A 15,682-nucleotide genomic window follows, 5' to 3' on the forward strand; every position below is an offset into this window, starting at 1 on the left:
GAGGTCGTCGACACCGTCGGCGCGGGCGACTCGTTCATGGGCGCGCTCCTCGACGGCCTGTGGGAGGCCGGCCTGCTCGGCTCGGACCGGCGCGAGGCGCTGCGCGCGATCGACGCCACCGTGCTCGGCGACGTGCTGCGCCGCTGCGTCGCGGTCGCCGCCGTCACCGTCTCGCGCGCCGGGGCCAACCCGCCGCGCCGCGCCGAGCTCGCCCCGGCTCGAGAAGCCGACCGCGAAGGGCACGCCTGAGATGGCCACGAACAGCGAGGCTCAGACCACGCCTCTACCGAGAGCATCCGGCCGGTCAGTACGTGTCACCGATTGGCGTAGATCGCCCGTCGCACACTTGGAAGGACGCTCCGTCGCGCCGCTCGAAACTGGCGCTCAGGCCGCCGGGTTGAGTGCCGCGGCTTCCTCGTCCAGACGGTAGTGGAGGCTGCAAACGAACATGAGGCCCTGAACGGCGTTGCGGCGGTTGAACTGACGCGGGCTGACGGTGTGGGCGGTGGCGTTGCAGCTGAACGTCGAGGGCACCTTGTCACCTTCGGTGACATAGAACTGCTGGTACGCCTGCCACATCGGGGCGAAAGCGACGAACTGCCGGAAGGTGAACTCGTCGTAGGCGTCCTTCGTGCGCGTGCCCTTGTTCGGCGTGTACTTGTAGCGGTCGTCGCCGAAGTAGTCGGTGAGGATGGAATCGACCAAAGACCCGCTGAGAGCCTGTGCCGCGGCAGTGTGTCCAGCGTCCAGGGCGTCGAGAGCGAATGGGTCTGCCCTGCGCCCGTCGAGCGCAGCCCGTTCTCCCAGCCTGCGCAGCACTCACTCTCCTGCGCGAGCCTGCCTTCAAGGGACGTCGGCCTTCAAAGGACGTACGACACACGTCCTGCTTGCCTCTCGCGATACAGGGAGAAACCCGATGGCCGACCTACGCAGCAGGTTCCGATGCCCTTGATTGGGGTTGTCGCCGTCAGCAGCGGTTGGCGCGGTGGCTGGCAACAAGTGCCTTCGCACCCGCGACCAGGTCACCGGTGGCTATACCGGGCTGGTACAGCGAGCCCCCGACACCGAACCCGTCCGCCCCGGCCGCGGCCCAGCTGGCAAGGTTGGTCGCGTCCACGCCTCCGACGGGATAGAGGGCGATGCCGTCGGGAAGGACGGTTCGCCAGGCGCGCAGTCCGCTGGGGCCGACCTGGTCGGCTGGGAAGACCTTGAGCTCGGTAGATCCAGCGGCAAGGGCGGTGAAAGCCTCGGTGATGGTCGCGACTCCGGGCAGGCATCGCATCGAGCGTGCAAGTGCAGCGCGGATGACGGCCGGGTCGACGTGCGGGGAAACGATGAGCGAGGCCCCTGCCTCATGCGCTCGAGCCACGTCCTCAATGGTCCTGACGGTCCCGGCACCGACTTGAGCGTCCTTGGGCAGGCAGGAGCGCAGCGCGGTGATGCTGCGCAGGGAGTCTGGTGTCGTGAGCGGTACCTCCAGCGTGCGGATTCCCGCGCTGTAAAGGGCGGTGCCCACGGTCGGCGCTTCGGTGGACGGCAGTCCACGCAGGATGGCGACGAGGCGTGCCGGATCCGCCGATGAGGTCATGGGAGGGCTCCTGCGGGCGTAGGTGAAGAGACAAGACCGACGCGCACAGCGACGTGGTGCAGTCCGCCCGCGGCGACGTCGTCATTGACGAGGCGAGCCTGCGTCCCGTACCGCGTCAGCGCTCGGACGTACCGCTCCTGCAGGTGCGGCTCACCCACGACGACGGGCCGGACATGTGGCGAGCTGAGCTCGGCATTTGCGACGCCTGCGATCTCCGCGCCCACGAGGAGGCCTGAGAGGTAGTCCGGTGCGTCGCCGGCGGGCATCTTGCCCGTCACGACCAGGGCCCGCGCCGAGAAGAGCGTGAGGACGGTGCCTTCGACCTGATGGCCCCAGGCGACGTCCAGGCCGCGGTCGAACGCCGACCAGCTCGGAGCCTGCGGCGCGCACACACCGTGACCGAGGACGGTGTGCGCGAGCAAGGCTGCGTACAGCTCGCCGGTCAAGGCTGTCGCTAAGGAGGTCAGTCGGGTGCCTCGCGCTCGCAGCCATTTGGAGTGCGTCCCGGGAAGGACTAGGACGGTCTCCTCGTCGGCAGCGGGATGGATCTGCAGGAGGGTCCCGAGCGCCTGGGTCTCCTCTCCCCGGGCTACCTCGGTCAAGGACTCACGCGACGACGTCACCCCGGGCAGCAGGTGCACGTCCGCGATCCGGGTGCGCACTGCGGTCAGTGGCACGTCGTCGCGCGCGAGGTCGATCGGTAGCGGCAGGTAGGGCGTGTGCTGCCAGCCTTGGTCGCTGCCGACCATGCCGCTGGCGATGACGGGGAGCCCGGGGGTGCGCGCCAGCCAGTCGCCGCACAGCAGCACCAGGGCGTCCTCGAAGGCACGCTCCCGGCTGTGGCCGTCAACGATCGCGCGCCGGCTGATCGCCGCCACGCCGTCCTGGCTCGTTCGTCGTGCGAGCACCGTGCCGGCGTTGTCGAGGAGGTAGGCGCGGCAGGCTGTCGTGCCCCAGTCCAGGGCGACGAGGCCGGGCGTCACGACCGACCAGCGGCAGGCTGGAGCAGATGTGCGTGGACGCGGGCCCACTCGAGGTAGTGGGACACCTGCGTCTGAAGGTCGCCGGGTGACCAGCCAAGCTCTGACTGGGCGCGCTCGGACACGTAGACCCCGTTCTTCCCGTGATCGTCGCGCGGGTCCATGTCGGCCTCGGCCACGTCGAGCGGCGTCTCGACCACGTCAACGCCGAACGCTGCGACGAGCTCGCGCACACTTGTGCGTCGGCCGGAGGAGATGTTCAGGGTGCGTGTCGTGCCGGGGTCTCCCCCATGGCGGGCAGCCTTGTGCAGCGCGTCGGTCGCGCTGTCGGCGCTGAGCCAGTCGCCGCACGCTTCAAGAGTCCGGGCCGTCAATCGAGCTGGCTCTCCCCGCACTGCGGCGGCCGCGAGGTGGAACGGGAGCGACATGACCGCCCGTCCACTAGTGGGTCGCTCCATCGGTCCGAACATCTTCGTCAGGCGCGTGATGGTCGTCGGTAGAGCGTGCAGCTCGGCGAAGCGGTGGGCGACGAGCTCGCTCGCCCACTTGCTGATGCCGTAGAGCTCGTCGGGGCGGGGCGTGCTCTCCTCGGTCAGCAGCGTCTCGGGCGAGGACCCGTAGACCGCGCCGCTGCTGACCAGGACAATGCGTGGCGCTTGCGGCAGGCGGCGTGCGGCGTCCAGCAGGTTGACCGTCCCTTCGACGTTGACCCCGGTGAATCGTGCGGGGTTCTCGACCTCGCTGCGGGCGTCGTGTGTGACGGTCGCGCCGTGCACGATCGCGTCCGGGCTCGCCTCACGGACTGCCTGGGCTACGGCGTCGGCGTTGGTGACGTCGACGGCACGGAAGTGGGCGCGTTGGGCCAGGGGGCCAAGGTTGTCGAGAGCTGCCTGGTCGGGGTCGTGCAGGTCGATCGCCGTGACCTGAGCGTCCGGCTCGGAGTCGAGGATTCTCGCCGCGAGGACGCTCATGACGAAGCCGTTGGCTCCGGTGATCAGGTAGTGCATGGGCTCTCCTTACGGTCGGTGCCGGTCGGCAACAGGAGCGGCGGCGCGCTCGCGTGTCATCGCGCGGACTGCGTCGTCGACGGTCAGGACGCCGTGCAGGCCGAGCTCGGCGGCAAGGACAGCGGCCTGCGGTGGGCGGATATTGGTCTCCTCGAGCACTGCCCTGCGGGAGAACACCTCTGCTGGGGTGCCGTCGGCAAGGACGGCTCCCTCGCGCATCGCGATGACGCGCGTCGCGTACTCGGCGACGAGGGCCATGTCGTGGGAGATGATCACCACGGTGCGTCCCAGTGCGTGATGGTGGGCCAGGGCGTCGAGGATCTTGCGGGACTCGGCGCGGTCCTGCCCGGTGGTCGGCTCGTCGATGACGGCGACCTCGCATCCCATGACGAGGGTGGAGGCGACGGCAAGCCGCTGGCGCTCGCCACGCGACAGGTGGACGGGGTTGGCGTCTTGGCGCCCGGCGAGACCTACGAGGGCGAGGGTGCGGGTGACCTGATCCTCGAGTGCGGACTCGTCCACGCCGAGGTTGCGCGGCCCGTACTCCAGCTCCTCTCGACACGTGTCGTGAAAGATCTGTCGGTCAGGGTTCTGGAACACGTATCCGACCGTGGAGGCGAGCTGGTGCAGCTTGGTGCGCCGGGTGTCCACGATGCCGTCTCGCGTGCGCAGCCGGACGCTGCCGCCGGGATTGGTCGGTCGCAGGAGGCCGTTGAAGTGCTTGGCGAGCGTCGTCTTGCCGGAGCCGTTCTTCCCGATCACTGCGACGAACTCGCCCTGGCCGATGGACAGCGACACCCCTGCGAGCGCGCGTTTCGTTCCGCCGTAGGTGTGCTCGACGTTGTCGATCTCGATGACCGTCTCGGTGCTCGTCATGCCAGTCTCCCCTCGTGCAGCATCGGCTCGGCCAGGTCAGCCCGGCGCCACGTGTCGACCGCCTCCTGGACGGACAGCGGCAGCTGTCCTGGCCACAGGCCCTGCTCACGCAACCGCAGTGCGACGTCCAGGACCTGTGGGCGCTCGGGTGCGGTCGGCCCTTCAAGGACCTCTCGCGGGGTGCCTAGAGCGCGGATGCGCCCTTCGTCGAGGACGACGAGCCGGTCGGCGTACACCGCCAGCTCCTCGACCTTGTGCTCGACGACGATGATGGTCACGCCCTCGTCGGCGAGCACGCGGATGGCGTCCATGACGTTCTCGGTTCCTGCCGGGTCGAGCTCTGATGTGGGCTCGTCCAGCAGCATGATTCGCGGGCTGAGGCAGAAGATCGAGGCAACCACGACGCGCTGCTTCTCCCCGCCCGAGAGCGCGTGGGTGAAGCGGTCGAGCAGCCGCTCGATGTCGAACAGGTGCGCCGCTCGGGCAAGGCGCCGCTCGATCTCCGGGACCGGCACGCCGCGGTTCTCCATGCCCCAGACGAGTTCCTCGCGCACGACCGTGTTGACGAGCTGGACCTCTGGATCCTGCATGACGAGCCCGACGTCCTCGGTGATCTGGGCCAGCCCGTCGTACTCGGAGAGCTCACGACCAAGGACGCGGACGGTTCCCTTCAGGCTCGCGTGGTGCTCGTGCAGGGGGATGACGCCGGACAGGCACTGCAGGAGCGTGGACTTGCCTGCACCGGTCGGGCCGAGGATGCCGACGATCTCACCCTGTCCGATGGTCAGGTCGATCTCGTCGAGGGCACGGCGGTCGGCGCCGTCGTACCGGACGCTGAGGCCGGCGACCTCGATTGCTGGTGTGGTCATGTCACGTTCCTCCCAGGAACGGGGTCGGGGCCCACCACTGCACGCCGATGAGGGCGACAGCGAGCACAAGGGTGCACAGCAGCAGGGCGGCATCGGTGGCGCGGAAGACCGGCGAGCGGTAGTACGTGCGCGTGCCGCGCAGCCCGTATCCGCGCAGCTCCATCGACAGGGCGATGTCGCCGCTGCGCTTCATCGATCCCGCAAGCATGGGGAACAGCATCCGCACGATCGCTCGTCCGCGTCTGAACGGGTTGCTGGAGCCGCTCTCGCTGGACCCGCGCACGGCCATGGCGGTCAGCAGGGTGCGCGCCTCGTCCTGCAGCAGCGGCAGGAACCGGAACGCGAAGCTCGTCAGATAAGCGAACCGGTACGGGACACCGAGCTTGTCCAGCGCGAGGGCAATGTCTGAGGGGCTCGTGGTGACGGAGAACCCGTAGAAGCAGATGCCCATCGCGAAAAGCCGCATCCCGATGCCGAGCCCGAGGAGCACCCCCGAGCGGGACAGCGAGACTGAGCCGATATGCATCAGCGCCGGGCCTCCCTGAACCAGCGCCTGCAGGAGCGTCAGCAGCGCGATCAGGGGAACGATGAGGACTAGCGCCTTCCAGTAGGAGGCTGGGGTGATGCGCGCGAGGGCGGCGAGCCCGATGACGACCAGGACGGTGAGCGCGACGAGGACGTCGAGCCGCGTCGTGCTGAGCGCCACGGCCAGGACCAGGAGGATGACTCCGAGCTTCGCCCGGGCGTCGGCGCGGTGCAGGAAGGACCGGCCGGGGCGGTACAGCATCGTGCCGCTCATCGTGCTCCTCCCGCGGACGAGATGGTCAGGTCACACCGCATCGAGGCTCCCAGCGGTCGCGCGCTCCTTGGGAACCAGGCCGGTGTTCACCAGTCGGCGCATGATCCCGTAGGTGATGAAGGAGCCCACGAGGTAGCACGGCTGGACGATGAGGATCTGCACGGTGATGAAGTCCCAGGGCAGGTGCAGGATCACGCGGTTGCCGATGCCGAACATCATGGCGTCGCACAGACCGGCGATCTGGCCGATGACCACGACCTGCCAGAGCTTGAGGCCTCGGTCGCGCGGCTTGAGCGCCCAGACCAGCAGAGCCACCGGGATGGTGTGGGCAGCGTTCGTCAGGAACAGGAACGGTGCCATCGGCTGGGATGCCGTGAGGTTGGAGATGATCGGGTTGATCCACGCCGTGATCAAGGCGCCTGTCAGCCCGTAGAACGCGGCGGACGGAACCCAGATGGCGCACACGACGATCGCCGAGACGATCGGGATGCTCCCGCCGGTCAGGGCGAGGTCGATGCGCTCGGTGATCTGCAGGATGACAGCCATCGTCAGTCCGAGGAACACGCACGTGATGATCGTGCGCGTGTCACGCGGGAGGATCTGGAACTTCCAGTTGGGCAGGACGGTCCAGCGGGTCTTGGTCTGCTGAGCTCGAGTCATGGTGTCCCTCCGGGGACGTGTCATGGTGCGGTCGTCGCTGACAGCACCTTCTGGTGGCCGCCCGTGCGCGTTCATGCCGACGAGCGATCGGGGCCGCGTTGCGGCCAGGGCCGGGCACCGGCTCGCGTGCCGGTATCCGGAGGTCTATGTCAGTGCACTCGGGCGAGCGCGCGGTTGACGAGCAGGGCGAGCTCGGAGCCGGGGCTGCTCGGGGTGCCGGCGAGGATGTCGTCCTCGGTGATGCGGGCGAGGTAGATCCCGCGGTCGCCGAACCGGTCGTGGTCGTAGGTCACGTAGATCTGACCGTCGGGGCTGATCGCCGCGTCGGGGTAGGACACGTCATCGCGGTCGTCGAGCAGCAGGCGGTGCGGCCAGGTGGCCCCGTCGTCGTCGCTGAGGAGAGCGGTGAGGTTCGTGCGCCCCTTCCACTCCTTGACGTTGCCCTGCAGCTCGAGCTCCTCGACGGTGCGCCGCTCGCCGAAGTCGACGTGGTTGATCATGAGCAGGCGCCCTGAGGGCATCCGCCGGAGGTGGAACCGCGAGCAGGGGCCGTCCACGTGGCTGCGCCGGCCGGGCGACCACGTGCGTCCGCCATCGGTGGAGAACGACTCCCCCACGCCGTCGAAGCAGCGCACCAGCATCCACAGCGTGCCGTCCTGCTTCTCAACGACCATGTGCTCGTCGAAGCTGCGGTTCGGGACGTCAGCGCTGCCCCTGTATCTGATGGTCTCGCCCTGGTCGGTGGAGGCGTACACGTTCGAGAACCGCTCACCGTCGAGGGGGTGGTCCTCGGTGGGCTCGTGGCATGCCCAGATGGCGGTCGGGAAGAGCCAGGTGCCGTCGGACAGCACCGTCGGCTTGTTCATCTGCAGGCCGTTGGCGATTCGCCGCGGCGGCGACCAGGAGGGCGTGTCGTCGTCAGGGTTCTCGCTCACCGACGCCCACACCCCGACCCGGCCGTCGAAGAAGTCGCGGCTCTGGTTCCAGAACATCCACAGCCGGTCGGCCGGGTCGCGCCACAGCGCCGGGTCGTAGACGCGCACCTGCGGATCGGGATGCTCGACGACGAACCGAGGACCATCCCAGGTTCGGCCCTCGTCGTCGCTGGTTACTGCGAGGACGAAGTTGCCACCGGTCTCCGTCTCCATCCCCGTGTACCAGTCGACGTAGAGACGGCCGCCGGCCGTCCGCTCGATCGAGGGGATGCCCTGCCACATGCGGTGCTCGTCCTGGAACCGGTCCTCGGTCGGGTTGTTCAGCACCCGTGCTGGGGACATCGTGCCTGAGGTCACCATCTGCTCCTGCCGTCGTTGCGTCGTCGATCCGACGGTCGTTTCCGTCGACGGCGGCAGTCTGCACACCTGGGGAGGCGTCTGTCAATTCTGACTAACGCTCCCCAGGTCAGCGTCGGATGGTGTCGGGTACGGCTTCGACCCAGCCGAGGAAGCGCTCGACGAGAGCGCCGCCGCTTCCCACCAGGGCGTTCTCCGCGGCCGCGATCATGTCGTCGAAGTGCGCCTCCATCGCCGCCTGTGCACCCGCGGGGTCGCGAGCCTCGATGCGGTCGAGGACGTCCCTGTGCTCGGCGACGACGCGCTCCTCGTCGCGGCGGGTGGACAAGATGGCGTCGAGCACAGCCTCAACCCGGTCCAGGTGCGGAGCGAGCATCATGTCAGCGGCGAGCTTGAGCATCCTGTTGCTCGCGAGGTCCACCACGCCGCGGTGGAACTGAAGCCCAGGCTGCTCGATCATCGGCATGCTCCCGACCGCATCAGCGTGGTCGGAGCACAGCCGCCGAAGCTCGGCCACCCCCTCCGCGCCGGGATTCCGGGCCGCGTCGGCGGCAACAGCGCTCTCGACCGCCTGGCGTGCCCGCAGCAGGTCGAGCAGATCCTGGACATCGCGCACCGCGTGCTGCAGCGAGTCCGACGTCCGCTCAGCCAGGACTGCCTCCGCAGCGCGCCGCCGCCCCTCCGCTGAGAGAGTGCGCCCCTTCGTCCCCGCCGGGGCGGTCCACCCGCGCCGATCCATCTCGCGCAAGAGGCGAGACACGGAGGACTCGCTGAGGACCATCCCGCGTGCCGCGAGCTCGCGTTGAGCGTTACGCGTGCCTACGGGAGCGTCCGACGTCGAGATGGCGTGCGCCAGTGCGAGCATCGCGCCTTCGCGATCGTTCATGTGTGTCCTCTCCCGGCCCGTCCGCTTGACGCGGATGGCGAGTCAGGGCCATCGTTGGCCGATGTTGGTCAGATGTGACTAACGAACACCACGCATTCTAGTCGGTGCCATCAGCGACCGACGGCACCCCTACGGAGAGACACGCGATGACAACGACGCACCCTACCGAGCAGCCGTACCCGCGCGACCTCGCCGGCTATGCCGGGCGCCCTCCGCACGCGGGGTGGCCGGGCGGGGCGAAGGTCGCCGTCTCGTTCGTCATCAACCTTGAGGAGGGCGGGGAGAACAACGTGCTGCACGGCGACCTTGCATCCGAGGCGTTCCTGACCGAGGAGCCGACGACGGCACTGGCAGGGCGCCGGAACCTCAACGTCGAGTCCCAGTACGAGTACGGGACTCGTGCTGGCTTCTGGCGCCTGCAGCGCCTGTTCGCCGAGCACTCGCTGCCCGTCACCGTCTTCGGCATCGCCGAGTCGATGCGGCGCAACCCGGGCCTCGTGGCGGCCGCGCAGGAGTCCGGCTGGGAGATCGCGTCGCACTCGCTGCGCTGGATCAACTACGCCGAGGTGAGCTCCGACATCGAGCGCGACCACATCGCGCAGGCCGTCCGCACTCACACCGATGTCGCTGGAGAGCCGCCCGCCGGGTGGTACACCGGTCGCAACAGCGACAGCACCCGCCGCCTGGTCGTCGAGCACGGCGGATTCCTCTACGACTCCGACTCGTTCAGCGACGACCTGCCCTACTGGGTCGACGTCGACGGCATCGCCCAGCTCGTCGTCCCGTACACGCTCGACAACAACGACGGACGGTACGTCAACACCTACGGCTTCCAGTCCGAGTCCTTCTCCGCATATCTGACCCGCGGCCTGGAGCAGCTTCTCGAAGAGGGTGCCGACAGCCCCAAGATGATGAGCATCGGCCTCCACCTGCGAATCTCCGGGCGGCCCGGGCGCGCAGCCGACCTCAAGCGCTTCCTTGGCCTGGTCGCCAGCCACCCCGATGTGTGGGTCGCGCGACGCATCGACATCGCGCGTCACTGGCGATCGGTCCACCCGGCAAAGAACTGGCTACCGAACAGCGTCGACCCCCTCGCCGACATGTCCTAGGCAGCAGTCGTGCACACCAGGTGGCCATGCGGGAAAATGCTCGACCATGGGACGGAAGTTCGTCTGGGCCACCACGCGGGAGCCCGCCGCGAACACCTACATCGCACCCCAGCTCGCCATACCCGCCCTGCCCGTCGCCACCGCCTGGGGCAACAACCGCACCAGCCCTCGATTCGGCGAGGCCAGGGACCGAGACAGTGCCGCATGGAAAGCTGGAGCCCTCAAGAGCATCTACCGCGGGCGACCGCTCGTGTGGCTCGACGACCAAGCCCACCGGTGGGCCGGAGCACGCGTCGCCTCACGACTTCTACAAGGCCCAGCGTGCACCGCTGTCGCCCCCCGCCACGCCGCCGCTCCAACGTATGAGTCCGCGCTGTGACCATCGGTCATCGCTCGGTCCTGGCGGGTGGCCACGGCAAACAGCTGACCCTCTCGCGCCCCGCCACAGCACGAGCGAACCGACGACGAGCACGTGAGCTTCCCTGCCGAAGCCACTCCATCGCGGCACCCGCACCCGGCCTGCAGGCTGCCTGGAGGATGTGACACCGCCAAAGACCGCAACTGAACCTCCAGTTTGTCCGATGCGGACGGCCCGCTGTGCTGTTTCTGTGATGTTCTTGCTACCGGCCAATGCATAACCGCAGGTCAGAGGCATAAATGCGGACGAGTCGGTCTGTACGCCGGGTTCTGTTCCCGCGCGAGGTCACCCTCGCGCGGGCGACGGTCATCCATCTAGGCCCTGCGTCGCCGCAGGGCTCGAGCGGTCTACCCGACTGTGCTTCTCCGTGGAGAATCGGGCGGGCAGCCCTCAGACACAGTCTGTCTGACCTTGCTCCAGGTGGGGTTTACCGAGCCGGACCGGTCACCCGGTCCGCTGGTGGTCTCTTACACCACCGTTTCACCCTTACCGCAGCGGTCGGGGCCGGAGCCCTTCCCGACGCGGCGGTCTGTTCTCTGTGGCACTGTCCCGCGGGTCACCCCGGGTGGGCGTTACCCACCACCTTGCCCTTCGGAGCCCGGACGTTCCTCGGCAGGAGGCACGAGGCCTCCCGACGCGACCGTCCGACCGACTCGTCCGCGCCAGCAAGGCTACCGCTCCCGGGCGGCTCGGCGGACCAGCGACCGGTCCCGGCGGCGGGTCGTGCCCCGTAGGATGGCCCGCCCCCCTCGAAGCCCGCTCCCGGAGGTCTGTCGTGCCCGCCACCGCCGAACCGTCCGCCCCCGACGCCCCGAGCGCGGCACCCGCCCCCGACACGTCGGCCGAGCTCGCCCGGGAGCAGGAGTTCCTGGCCGACGCCCGCAGGCAGCTCGCCCGCATGCGCGAGCGGGCCGGGTCGCTCGACGCGCTCGCGGGAGACCGGGTCAGCGCCGAGTACCTCGAGGCGGCGCTCGCCCGTCGGCTCGCCCAGCTCGCCGACGACCCCGAGGTCCCGCTCTTCTTCGGACGCATCGACCTCGACGGCACCGGCCACGAGCCCGCCGAGGTCTTCCACATCGGCCGCCGCCACGTCTCCGACCCCGAGGGCGACCCGCTCGTCGTCGACTGGCGCGCCCCGGTGAGCACGCCCTTCTACCGCGCCACGCGCACCGAGCCGATGGGGGTCGCCGTCCGCCGCCGCTACGGCTTCCAGCGCGGCGCCCTCACCGGCTTCGAGGACGAGTCGCTCACCGCCCCGGGTCCCGGCGCGGAGTCCTCCGCGATCCTCGAGGCCGAGATCGAGCGGCCCCGTACCGGGCCGATGCGCGACATCGTCGCCACCATCCAGCCGGAGCAGGACGTCATCGTGCGCAGCGGGATCGACCGGACCGTCGTCGTGCAGGGCGCGCCCGGCACCGGCAAGACCGCCGTCGGGCTGCACCGCGCCGCGTACCTGCTGTACTCCCACCGCGAGCGGGTGAGCCGCGCCGGGATGACCGTCGTCGGGCCCAACGCGAGCTTCCTGCGGTACATCCGCGACGTGCTGCCCGCCCTCGGCGAGGTCGACGCGACCCAGACCACCGTCGAGCAGATCGTCACGGCGCACGGCCGCCTGCGCGGGACGGAGCCTGCGGACGTCGCGCGGCTCAAGGGCGACGGGCGCATGGCCGAGGTGCTCCGCCGCGCGGTGTGGTCGCACCTCGTCGAGCCGTCCGAGGCGCTCGTGCTGCCCCGCGGTGCGCGCCGCTGGCGCGTCGCCGCGCACGAGGCCCGCGAGTGCGTGGCGCAGGTGGTCGGCCGGGAGCCGCGCTTCGACGCCGGTCGCGACCACCTGCGGCACGCGCTCGCGCACCGGATCCTCGTGCAGATCGAGGAGTCGGGCGAGGCGCTCGACGAGCGGGCGTGGGACGCGCTCGCGCGCACCCGCCCGGTCCGGGACTACACCGCCGCGGTGTGGCCGAAGGTCACGCCGACGGCGCTGCTGCACCGGCTCCTCGTCGACCCCGCGTTCCTCGCCGCGAGCGCCGACGGCGTCCTCACCCCGGCCGAGCAGGAGCTGCTGCGCCCGGCCCGACCGTCCCGGACGCCGGGCACGGCCCGCTGGACGCTGGCCGACCTCGTCCTGCTCGACGAGGTCGCGGACCTGCTGGCCCGCGGCGCGTCGGTCGCGCACGTCGTGGTGGACGAGGCGCAGGACCTGTCGCCGATGATGCTGCGCTCTCTCGGGCGCCGGGCGCGCACCGGCTCGCTGACGGTGCTGGGCGACCTGGCCCAGGCGACGACGCCGTGGGGGGTCTCCTCGTGGACCGACGCGCTGACGCACCTCGGCAAGCCCGACGGCCATGTGGAGCAGCTCACCGCGGGCTTCCGCGTCCCCGGCGACGTCATCGAGTACGCGGCCCGCCTGCTGCCCGAGATCGCGCCGGACCTCGACCCGCCGGTCGCCGTCCGCCGGGCGCGGGGCGAGCTCGTCCTCACCACCGGGCCGCTCGTGGACCTGGTCCGCACGGCGCTCGCCCGGGAGGGGTCGGTCGGGCTGATCGTGCCCGACGCCGGCACGGACGCCGCGCGCGCGGCGCTCACCGCGGCGGGCCTCGCCTTCGCGGTCGTCGGCGAGGCGTCGGACGACGACGGCGCGGTCGAGTTCGACGCGCGCCTCGACCTCGTGCCCGCGTCGCTCGCGAAGGGGCTGGAGTTCGACCACGTCGTGCTGGACGACCCGGAGGGCGTCGTCCGGGGCGAGCCCGACCGGGTCACGGGGCTGCGACGGCTGTACGTCTGCCTGACCCGCGCGGTGACGTCGCTCGCCGTCCGCCACCGGGACGACCTGCCCGCGGAGCTCCGCCGCCCGTGACGGGCGCCCCGGCGGTGGGGCGGACGCGCCGGGACCGTCGTGTCGGGACTCCTCGGTAGGGTGCCCGGGTGGCCACAGCGACTGCGACCGACCCCGCGCTCGACGTGCTCCGGCGAGTCTTCGGGTACGACGCGTTCCGGGGTGAGCAGGCGGCCGTCATCGACACCGTCGTCAACGGCGGCGACGCCCTGGTGCTCATGCCGACCGGCGGGGGCAAGTCGCTGTGCTACCAGATCCCCGCCCTGGTCCGTCCAGGGACCGGCGTCGTGGTCTCCCCGCTCATCGCCCTCATGCAGGACCAGGTGGACGCCCTCGCGGCGCTCGGCGTCCGCGCCGCGTTCCTCAACTCCACGCTGTCCTCGGAGGACCGCCGCGCCGTGGAGCGCGCGCTCGTGGCGGGTGAGCTCGACCTGCTCTACGTGGCGCCGGAGGGGCTCCGCAGCCGCGCCACCCTCGACCTGCTCGACAGGGCGCCGATCGCGCTGTTCGCGATCGACGAGGCGCACTGCGTCTCCCAGTGGGGCCACGACTTCCGGCCGGACTACCTCGAGCTGTCGGTGCTGCACCAGCGCTGGCCGTCCGTCCCCCGCATCGCGCTGACCGCGACGGCGACGGCCGCGACGCGCGCCGAGATCGCCCAGCGCCTCGACCTGGAGGGCGCGCGGCACTTCGTCTCCAGCTTCGACCGCCCCAACATCACCTACCGGATCGTGCCCAAGGACCGGCCCGAGAAGCAGCTGCTCGACCTGCTGCGCACCGAGCACGCCGGGGAGGCCGGGATCGTCTACTGCCTCTCGCGCGCGTCGGTCGAGAGGACCGCCGCGACGCTCGTCGAGAACGGGATCCAGGCGCTGCCCTACCACGCGGGGCTCCCCGCGTCGGTGCGCGCCGCGAACCAGTCCCGGTTCCTGCGCGAGGACGGCGTGGTCATGGTCGCGACGATCGCCTTCGGCATGGGCATCGACAAGCCCGACGTCCGGTTCGTCGCCCACCTCGACCTGCCCAAGTCCGTCGAGGGGTACTACCAGGAGACGGGACGCGCGGGGCGCGACGGGCTGCCGTCCACCGCCTGGCTGGCCTACGGCCTCGCCGACGTCGTGCAGCAGCGCAAGCTCATCGAGACGTCCGACGGCGACGCCGCGCACCGGCGCAACCTGGGCCGGCACCTGGACGCGATGCTCGCCCTCTGCGAGACCGTGGAGTGCCGCCGCGCCCAGCTCCTCGCCTACTTCGGCCAGGAGCACCCGGGGGCCTGCGGGTCGTGCGACACGTGCCTCGCCCCGCCCGAGGCCTGGGACGGGACGGTCGCCGCGCAGAAGGTGCTCTCGACGGTGTTCCGCCTGGACCGCGAGCGCGGGCAGCGCTTCGGCGTCGGGCAGGTCGTCGACATCCTCCTCGGCCGGGACACGGAGAAGGTCCGACGGTTCCGGCACCAGGAGCTGTCGGTGTTCGGGGTCGGGGACGACCTGTCCGAGAACGAGTGGCGGGCCGTCGTGCGCCAGCTCCTCGCCCAGGGGCTGCTCACCGTCGAGGGAGCGCACGGGACGCTCGTGCTCACCGCGGCGAGCGGGGAGGTCCTGGCCCGGCGCCGCGAGGTCCGGATGCGGCACGAGCCGGCTCGTCCGGTGCGCGCGGCGAAGGCACGGAAGGCGGCCGCCGCCGCCGAGCTGGCCGAGGCCGACGTCCCCCTGTTCGAGGCGCTGCGCGCCTGGCGGGCGGGCGAGGCGAAGACCCAGGGCGTGCCCGCGTACATCGTGTTCGGGGATGCGACGCTCCGCGGGATCGCGACCGCCCGGCCCGGCTCGCTCGAGCGGCTCGCGCTGGTGAGCGGCGTCGGCGAGAACAAGCTCGCCCGGTACGGCGACGCGGTGCTGGCCGTCGTCGTCGAGGCAGGCTGAGCGGCCGCACACCGGGCTCGGACCGTCCCCCGCCGCCCGAGGCAGGGGACGAGCGTGTCAGACGTCGACGCGGTACGACAGCGCGAGCTCGTCGCCGCTGACCCCGCGGATGCCCCAGTTCTCGCGCGGGCTCTCGAGGATCACGAGCTCCACGTCGTCCACCGTCAGGCCGAGGGCTGGCACGACGTCGTCGTACAGCGCCGCGACCAGCGCGCGCTTGGCCTCGCGCGTGCGGCCCGTGAAGCAGACGACCTCGACGACCAGGTACGCGTCCGAGCGCGGGGCGACCAGGTCGTCGTCGTCCAGGAGCAGGAAGCGGTGGAACCGCTTGTCCGGCGGGAGCTGCCACGCGCGCACGAGCGCGTCGTGCAGCGCGTCGGACACCTCCGTCCGCCGCGCGCCCCACACGCTGCGCCGTCCGTAGATCTTCACCTGGGCCATCGGGC

Annotated in this window: 15 protein-coding genes and 1 other RNA gene; 4 read left to right on the forward strand and 12 right to left on the reverse strand. The window is 70.6% G+C overall.

The window, feature by feature from the left end; genetic code table 11:
* The coding region (locus B9L22_RS15420; RefSeq protein WP_233140183.1) for a PfkB family carbohydrate kinase at positions 1-249 on the forward strand (249 nt) is incomplete at its 5' end.
* 135 nt (positions 250-384) lie between these two features.
* Here the strand turns inward: B9L22_RS15420 and B9L22_RS15425 are convergent.
* From B9L22_RS15425 to B9L22_RS15470, 10 genes are all read right to left on the reverse strand, one after another.
* Positions 385-819, reverse strand: coding sequence for a hypothetical protein (locus B9L22_RS15425; protein ID WP_086151055.1), 435 nt, complete (start codon positions 817-819; stop codon positions 385-387).
* Between the two features lie 148 nt (positions 820-967).
* A complete protein-coding gene (locus B9L22_RS15430) occupies positions 968-1,588 on the reverse strand; it encodes a 2-dehydro-3-deoxy-6-phosphogalactonate aldolase (protein WP_086151056.1) in 621 nt (206 codons plus the stop codon).
* Entirely contained in the window at positions 1,585-2,571 is a 987-nt protein-coding gene (locus B9L22_RS15435; protein WP_158097219.1) for a 2-dehydro-3-deoxygalactonokinase, read from the reverse strand. Before B9L22_RS15435 ends, B9L22_RS15430 begins: the two co-directional genes overlap by 4 nt.
* Positions 2,568-3,575 (reverse strand): NAD(P)-dependent oxidoreductase, encoded by a 1,008-nt coding sequence (locus B9L22_RS15440; RefSeq protein WP_086151058.1) that lies wholly within the window; start codon positions 3,573-3,575, stop codon positions 2,568-2,570. Before B9L22_RS15440 ends, B9L22_RS15435 begins: the two co-directional genes overlap by 4 nt.
* A gap of 9 nt (positions 3,576-3,584) precedes the next feature.
* Positions 3,585-4,451: an energy-coupling factor ABC transporter ATP-binding protein gene (locus tag B9L22_RS15445; protein ID WP_086151059.1), complete on the reverse strand. Its 867-nt coding sequence runs from the start codon at positions 4,449-4,451 to the stop codon at positions 3,585-3,587.
* Positions 4,448-5,320 (reverse strand): energy-coupling factor ABC transporter ATP-binding protein, encoded by an 873-nt coding sequence (locus B9L22_RS15450; RefSeq protein ID WP_086151060.1) that lies wholly within the window; start codon positions 5,318-5,320, stop codon positions 4,448-4,450. The genes B9L22_RS15445 and B9L22_RS15450 overlap by 4 nt, the downstream gene beginning before the upstream one ends.
* A 1-nt stretch (position 5,321) precedes the next feature.
* On the reverse strand, positions 5,322-6,119 hold the full coding sequence (locus B9L22_RS15455; RefSeq protein WP_086151061.1) for an energy-coupling factor transporter transmembrane protein EcfT: 798 nt from the start codon (positions 6,117-6,119) through the stop codon (positions 5,322-5,324).
* Positions 6,120-6,149: 30 nt separating this feature from the next.
* A complete protein-coding gene (locus B9L22_RS15460) occupies positions 6,150-6,779 on the reverse strand; it encodes a hypothetical protein (protein ID WP_086151236.1) in 630 nt (209 codons plus the stop codon).
* 149 nt (positions 6,780-6,928) lie between these two features.
* Positions 6,929-8,071, reverse strand: a complete 1,143-nt coding sequence (locus B9L22_RS15465) for a sialidase family protein (protein ID WP_198947314.1) — start codon at positions 8,069-8,071, stop codon at positions 6,929-6,931.
* 109 nt (positions 8,072-8,180) lie between these two features.
* A complete protein-coding gene (locus B9L22_RS15470; RefSeq protein ID WP_086151063.1) occupies positions 8,181-8,957 on the reverse strand; it encodes an FCD domain-containing protein in 777 nt (258 codons plus the stop codon).
* 146 nt (positions 8,958-9,103) lie between these two features.
* Here B9L22_RS15470 and puuE point away from each other — a divergent pair, with 146 nt between their 5' ends.
* Positions 9,104-10,066 (forward strand): allantoinase PuuE, encoded by a 963-nt coding sequence (gene puuE / locus B9L22_RS15475; RefSeq protein ID WP_086151064.1) that lies wholly within the window; start codon positions 9,104-9,106, stop codon positions 10,064-10,066.
* A gap of 660 nt (positions 10,067-10,726) precedes the next feature.
* On the opposite strand, the gene rnpB is transcribed toward puuE, so the two are convergent.
* Positions 10,727-11,140: RNase P RNA component class A (gene rnpB / locus B9L22_RS15480), an RNA gene on the reverse strand.
* Positions 11,141-11,259: 119 nt separating this feature from the next.
* On the opposite strand from rnpB, the gene B9L22_RS15485 reads away from it, so the two are divergent.
* Together B9L22_RS15485 and recQ are read left to right on the forward strand one after the other, a co-directional pair.
* The gene (locus B9L22_RS15485) at positions 11,260-13,338 is read left to right on the forward strand and encodes an AAA family ATPase (protein ID WP_086151065.1); all 2,079 of its coding nucleotides are present in this window, start codon (positions 11,260-11,262) and stop codon (positions 13,336-13,338) included.
* A 68-nt stretch (positions 13,339-13,406) separates the two neighbouring features.
* Positions 13,407-15,236 carry a DNA helicase RecQ gene (gene recQ / locus B9L22_RS15490; protein ID WP_086151066.1) on the forward strand — a complete coding sequence of 610 codons (1,830 nt, stop codon included), beginning with the start codon at positions 13,407-13,409 and terminating at the stop codon, positions 15,234-15,236.
* Positions 15,237-15,293: 57 nt separating this feature from the next.
* Here the strand turns inward: recQ and B9L22_RS15495 are convergent, their stop codons facing one another.
* A complete protein-coding gene (locus B9L22_RS15495) occupies positions 15,294-15,677 on the reverse strand; it encodes a tautomerase family protein (protein WP_085387735.1) in 384 nt (127 codons plus the stop codon).
* Between the last annotated feature and the right edge of the window lie 5 nt (positions 15,678-15,682).

Origin of the sequence: Cellulosimicrobium sp. KWT-B (genome assembly GCF_002127155.1) — a bacterium.
Classification (GTDB): Bacteria; Actinomycetota; Actinomycetes; order Actinomycetales; family Cellulomonadaceae; genus Cellulosimicrobium; species Cellulosimicrobium funkei.

Coding starts and splice junctions, on each gene's coding strand:
- B9L22_RS15495 (WP_085387735.1), bottom strand. CDS start 15,677: ATGGCCCAGGTGAAGATCTACGGACGGCGCAGCGTGTGGGGCGCGCGG.
- B9L22_RS15440 (WP_086151058.1), bottom strand. CDS start 3,575: ATGCACTACCTGATCACCGGAGCCAACGGCTTCGTCATGAGCGTCCTC.
- B9L22_RS15460 (WP_086151236.1), bottom strand. CDS start 6,779: ATGACTCGAGCTCAGCAGACCAAGACCCGCTGGACCGTCCTGCCCAAC.
- B9L22_RS15450 (WP_086151060.1), bottom strand. CDS start 5,320: ATGACCACACCAGCAATCGAGGTCGCCGGCCTCAGCGTCCGGTACGAC.
- B9L22_RS15455 (WP_086151061.1), bottom strand. CDS start 6,119: ATGAGCGGCACGATGCTGTACCGCCCCGGCCGGTCCTTCCTGCACCGC.
- B9L22_RS15430 (WP_086151056.1), bottom strand. CDS start 1,588: ATGACCTCATCGGCGGATCCGGCACGCCTCGTCGCCATCCTGCGTGGA.
- B9L22_RS15470 (WP_086151063.1), bottom strand. CDS start 8,957: ATGAACGATCGCGAAGGCGCGATGCTCGCACTGGCGCACGCCATCTCG.
- B9L22_RS15445 (WP_086151059.1), bottom strand. CDS start 4,451: ATGACGAGCACCGAGACGGTCATCGAGATCGACAACGTCGAGCACACC.
- puuE (WP_086151064.1), top strand. CDS start 9,104: ATGACAACGACGCACCCTACCGAGCAGCCGTACCCGCGCGACCTCGCC.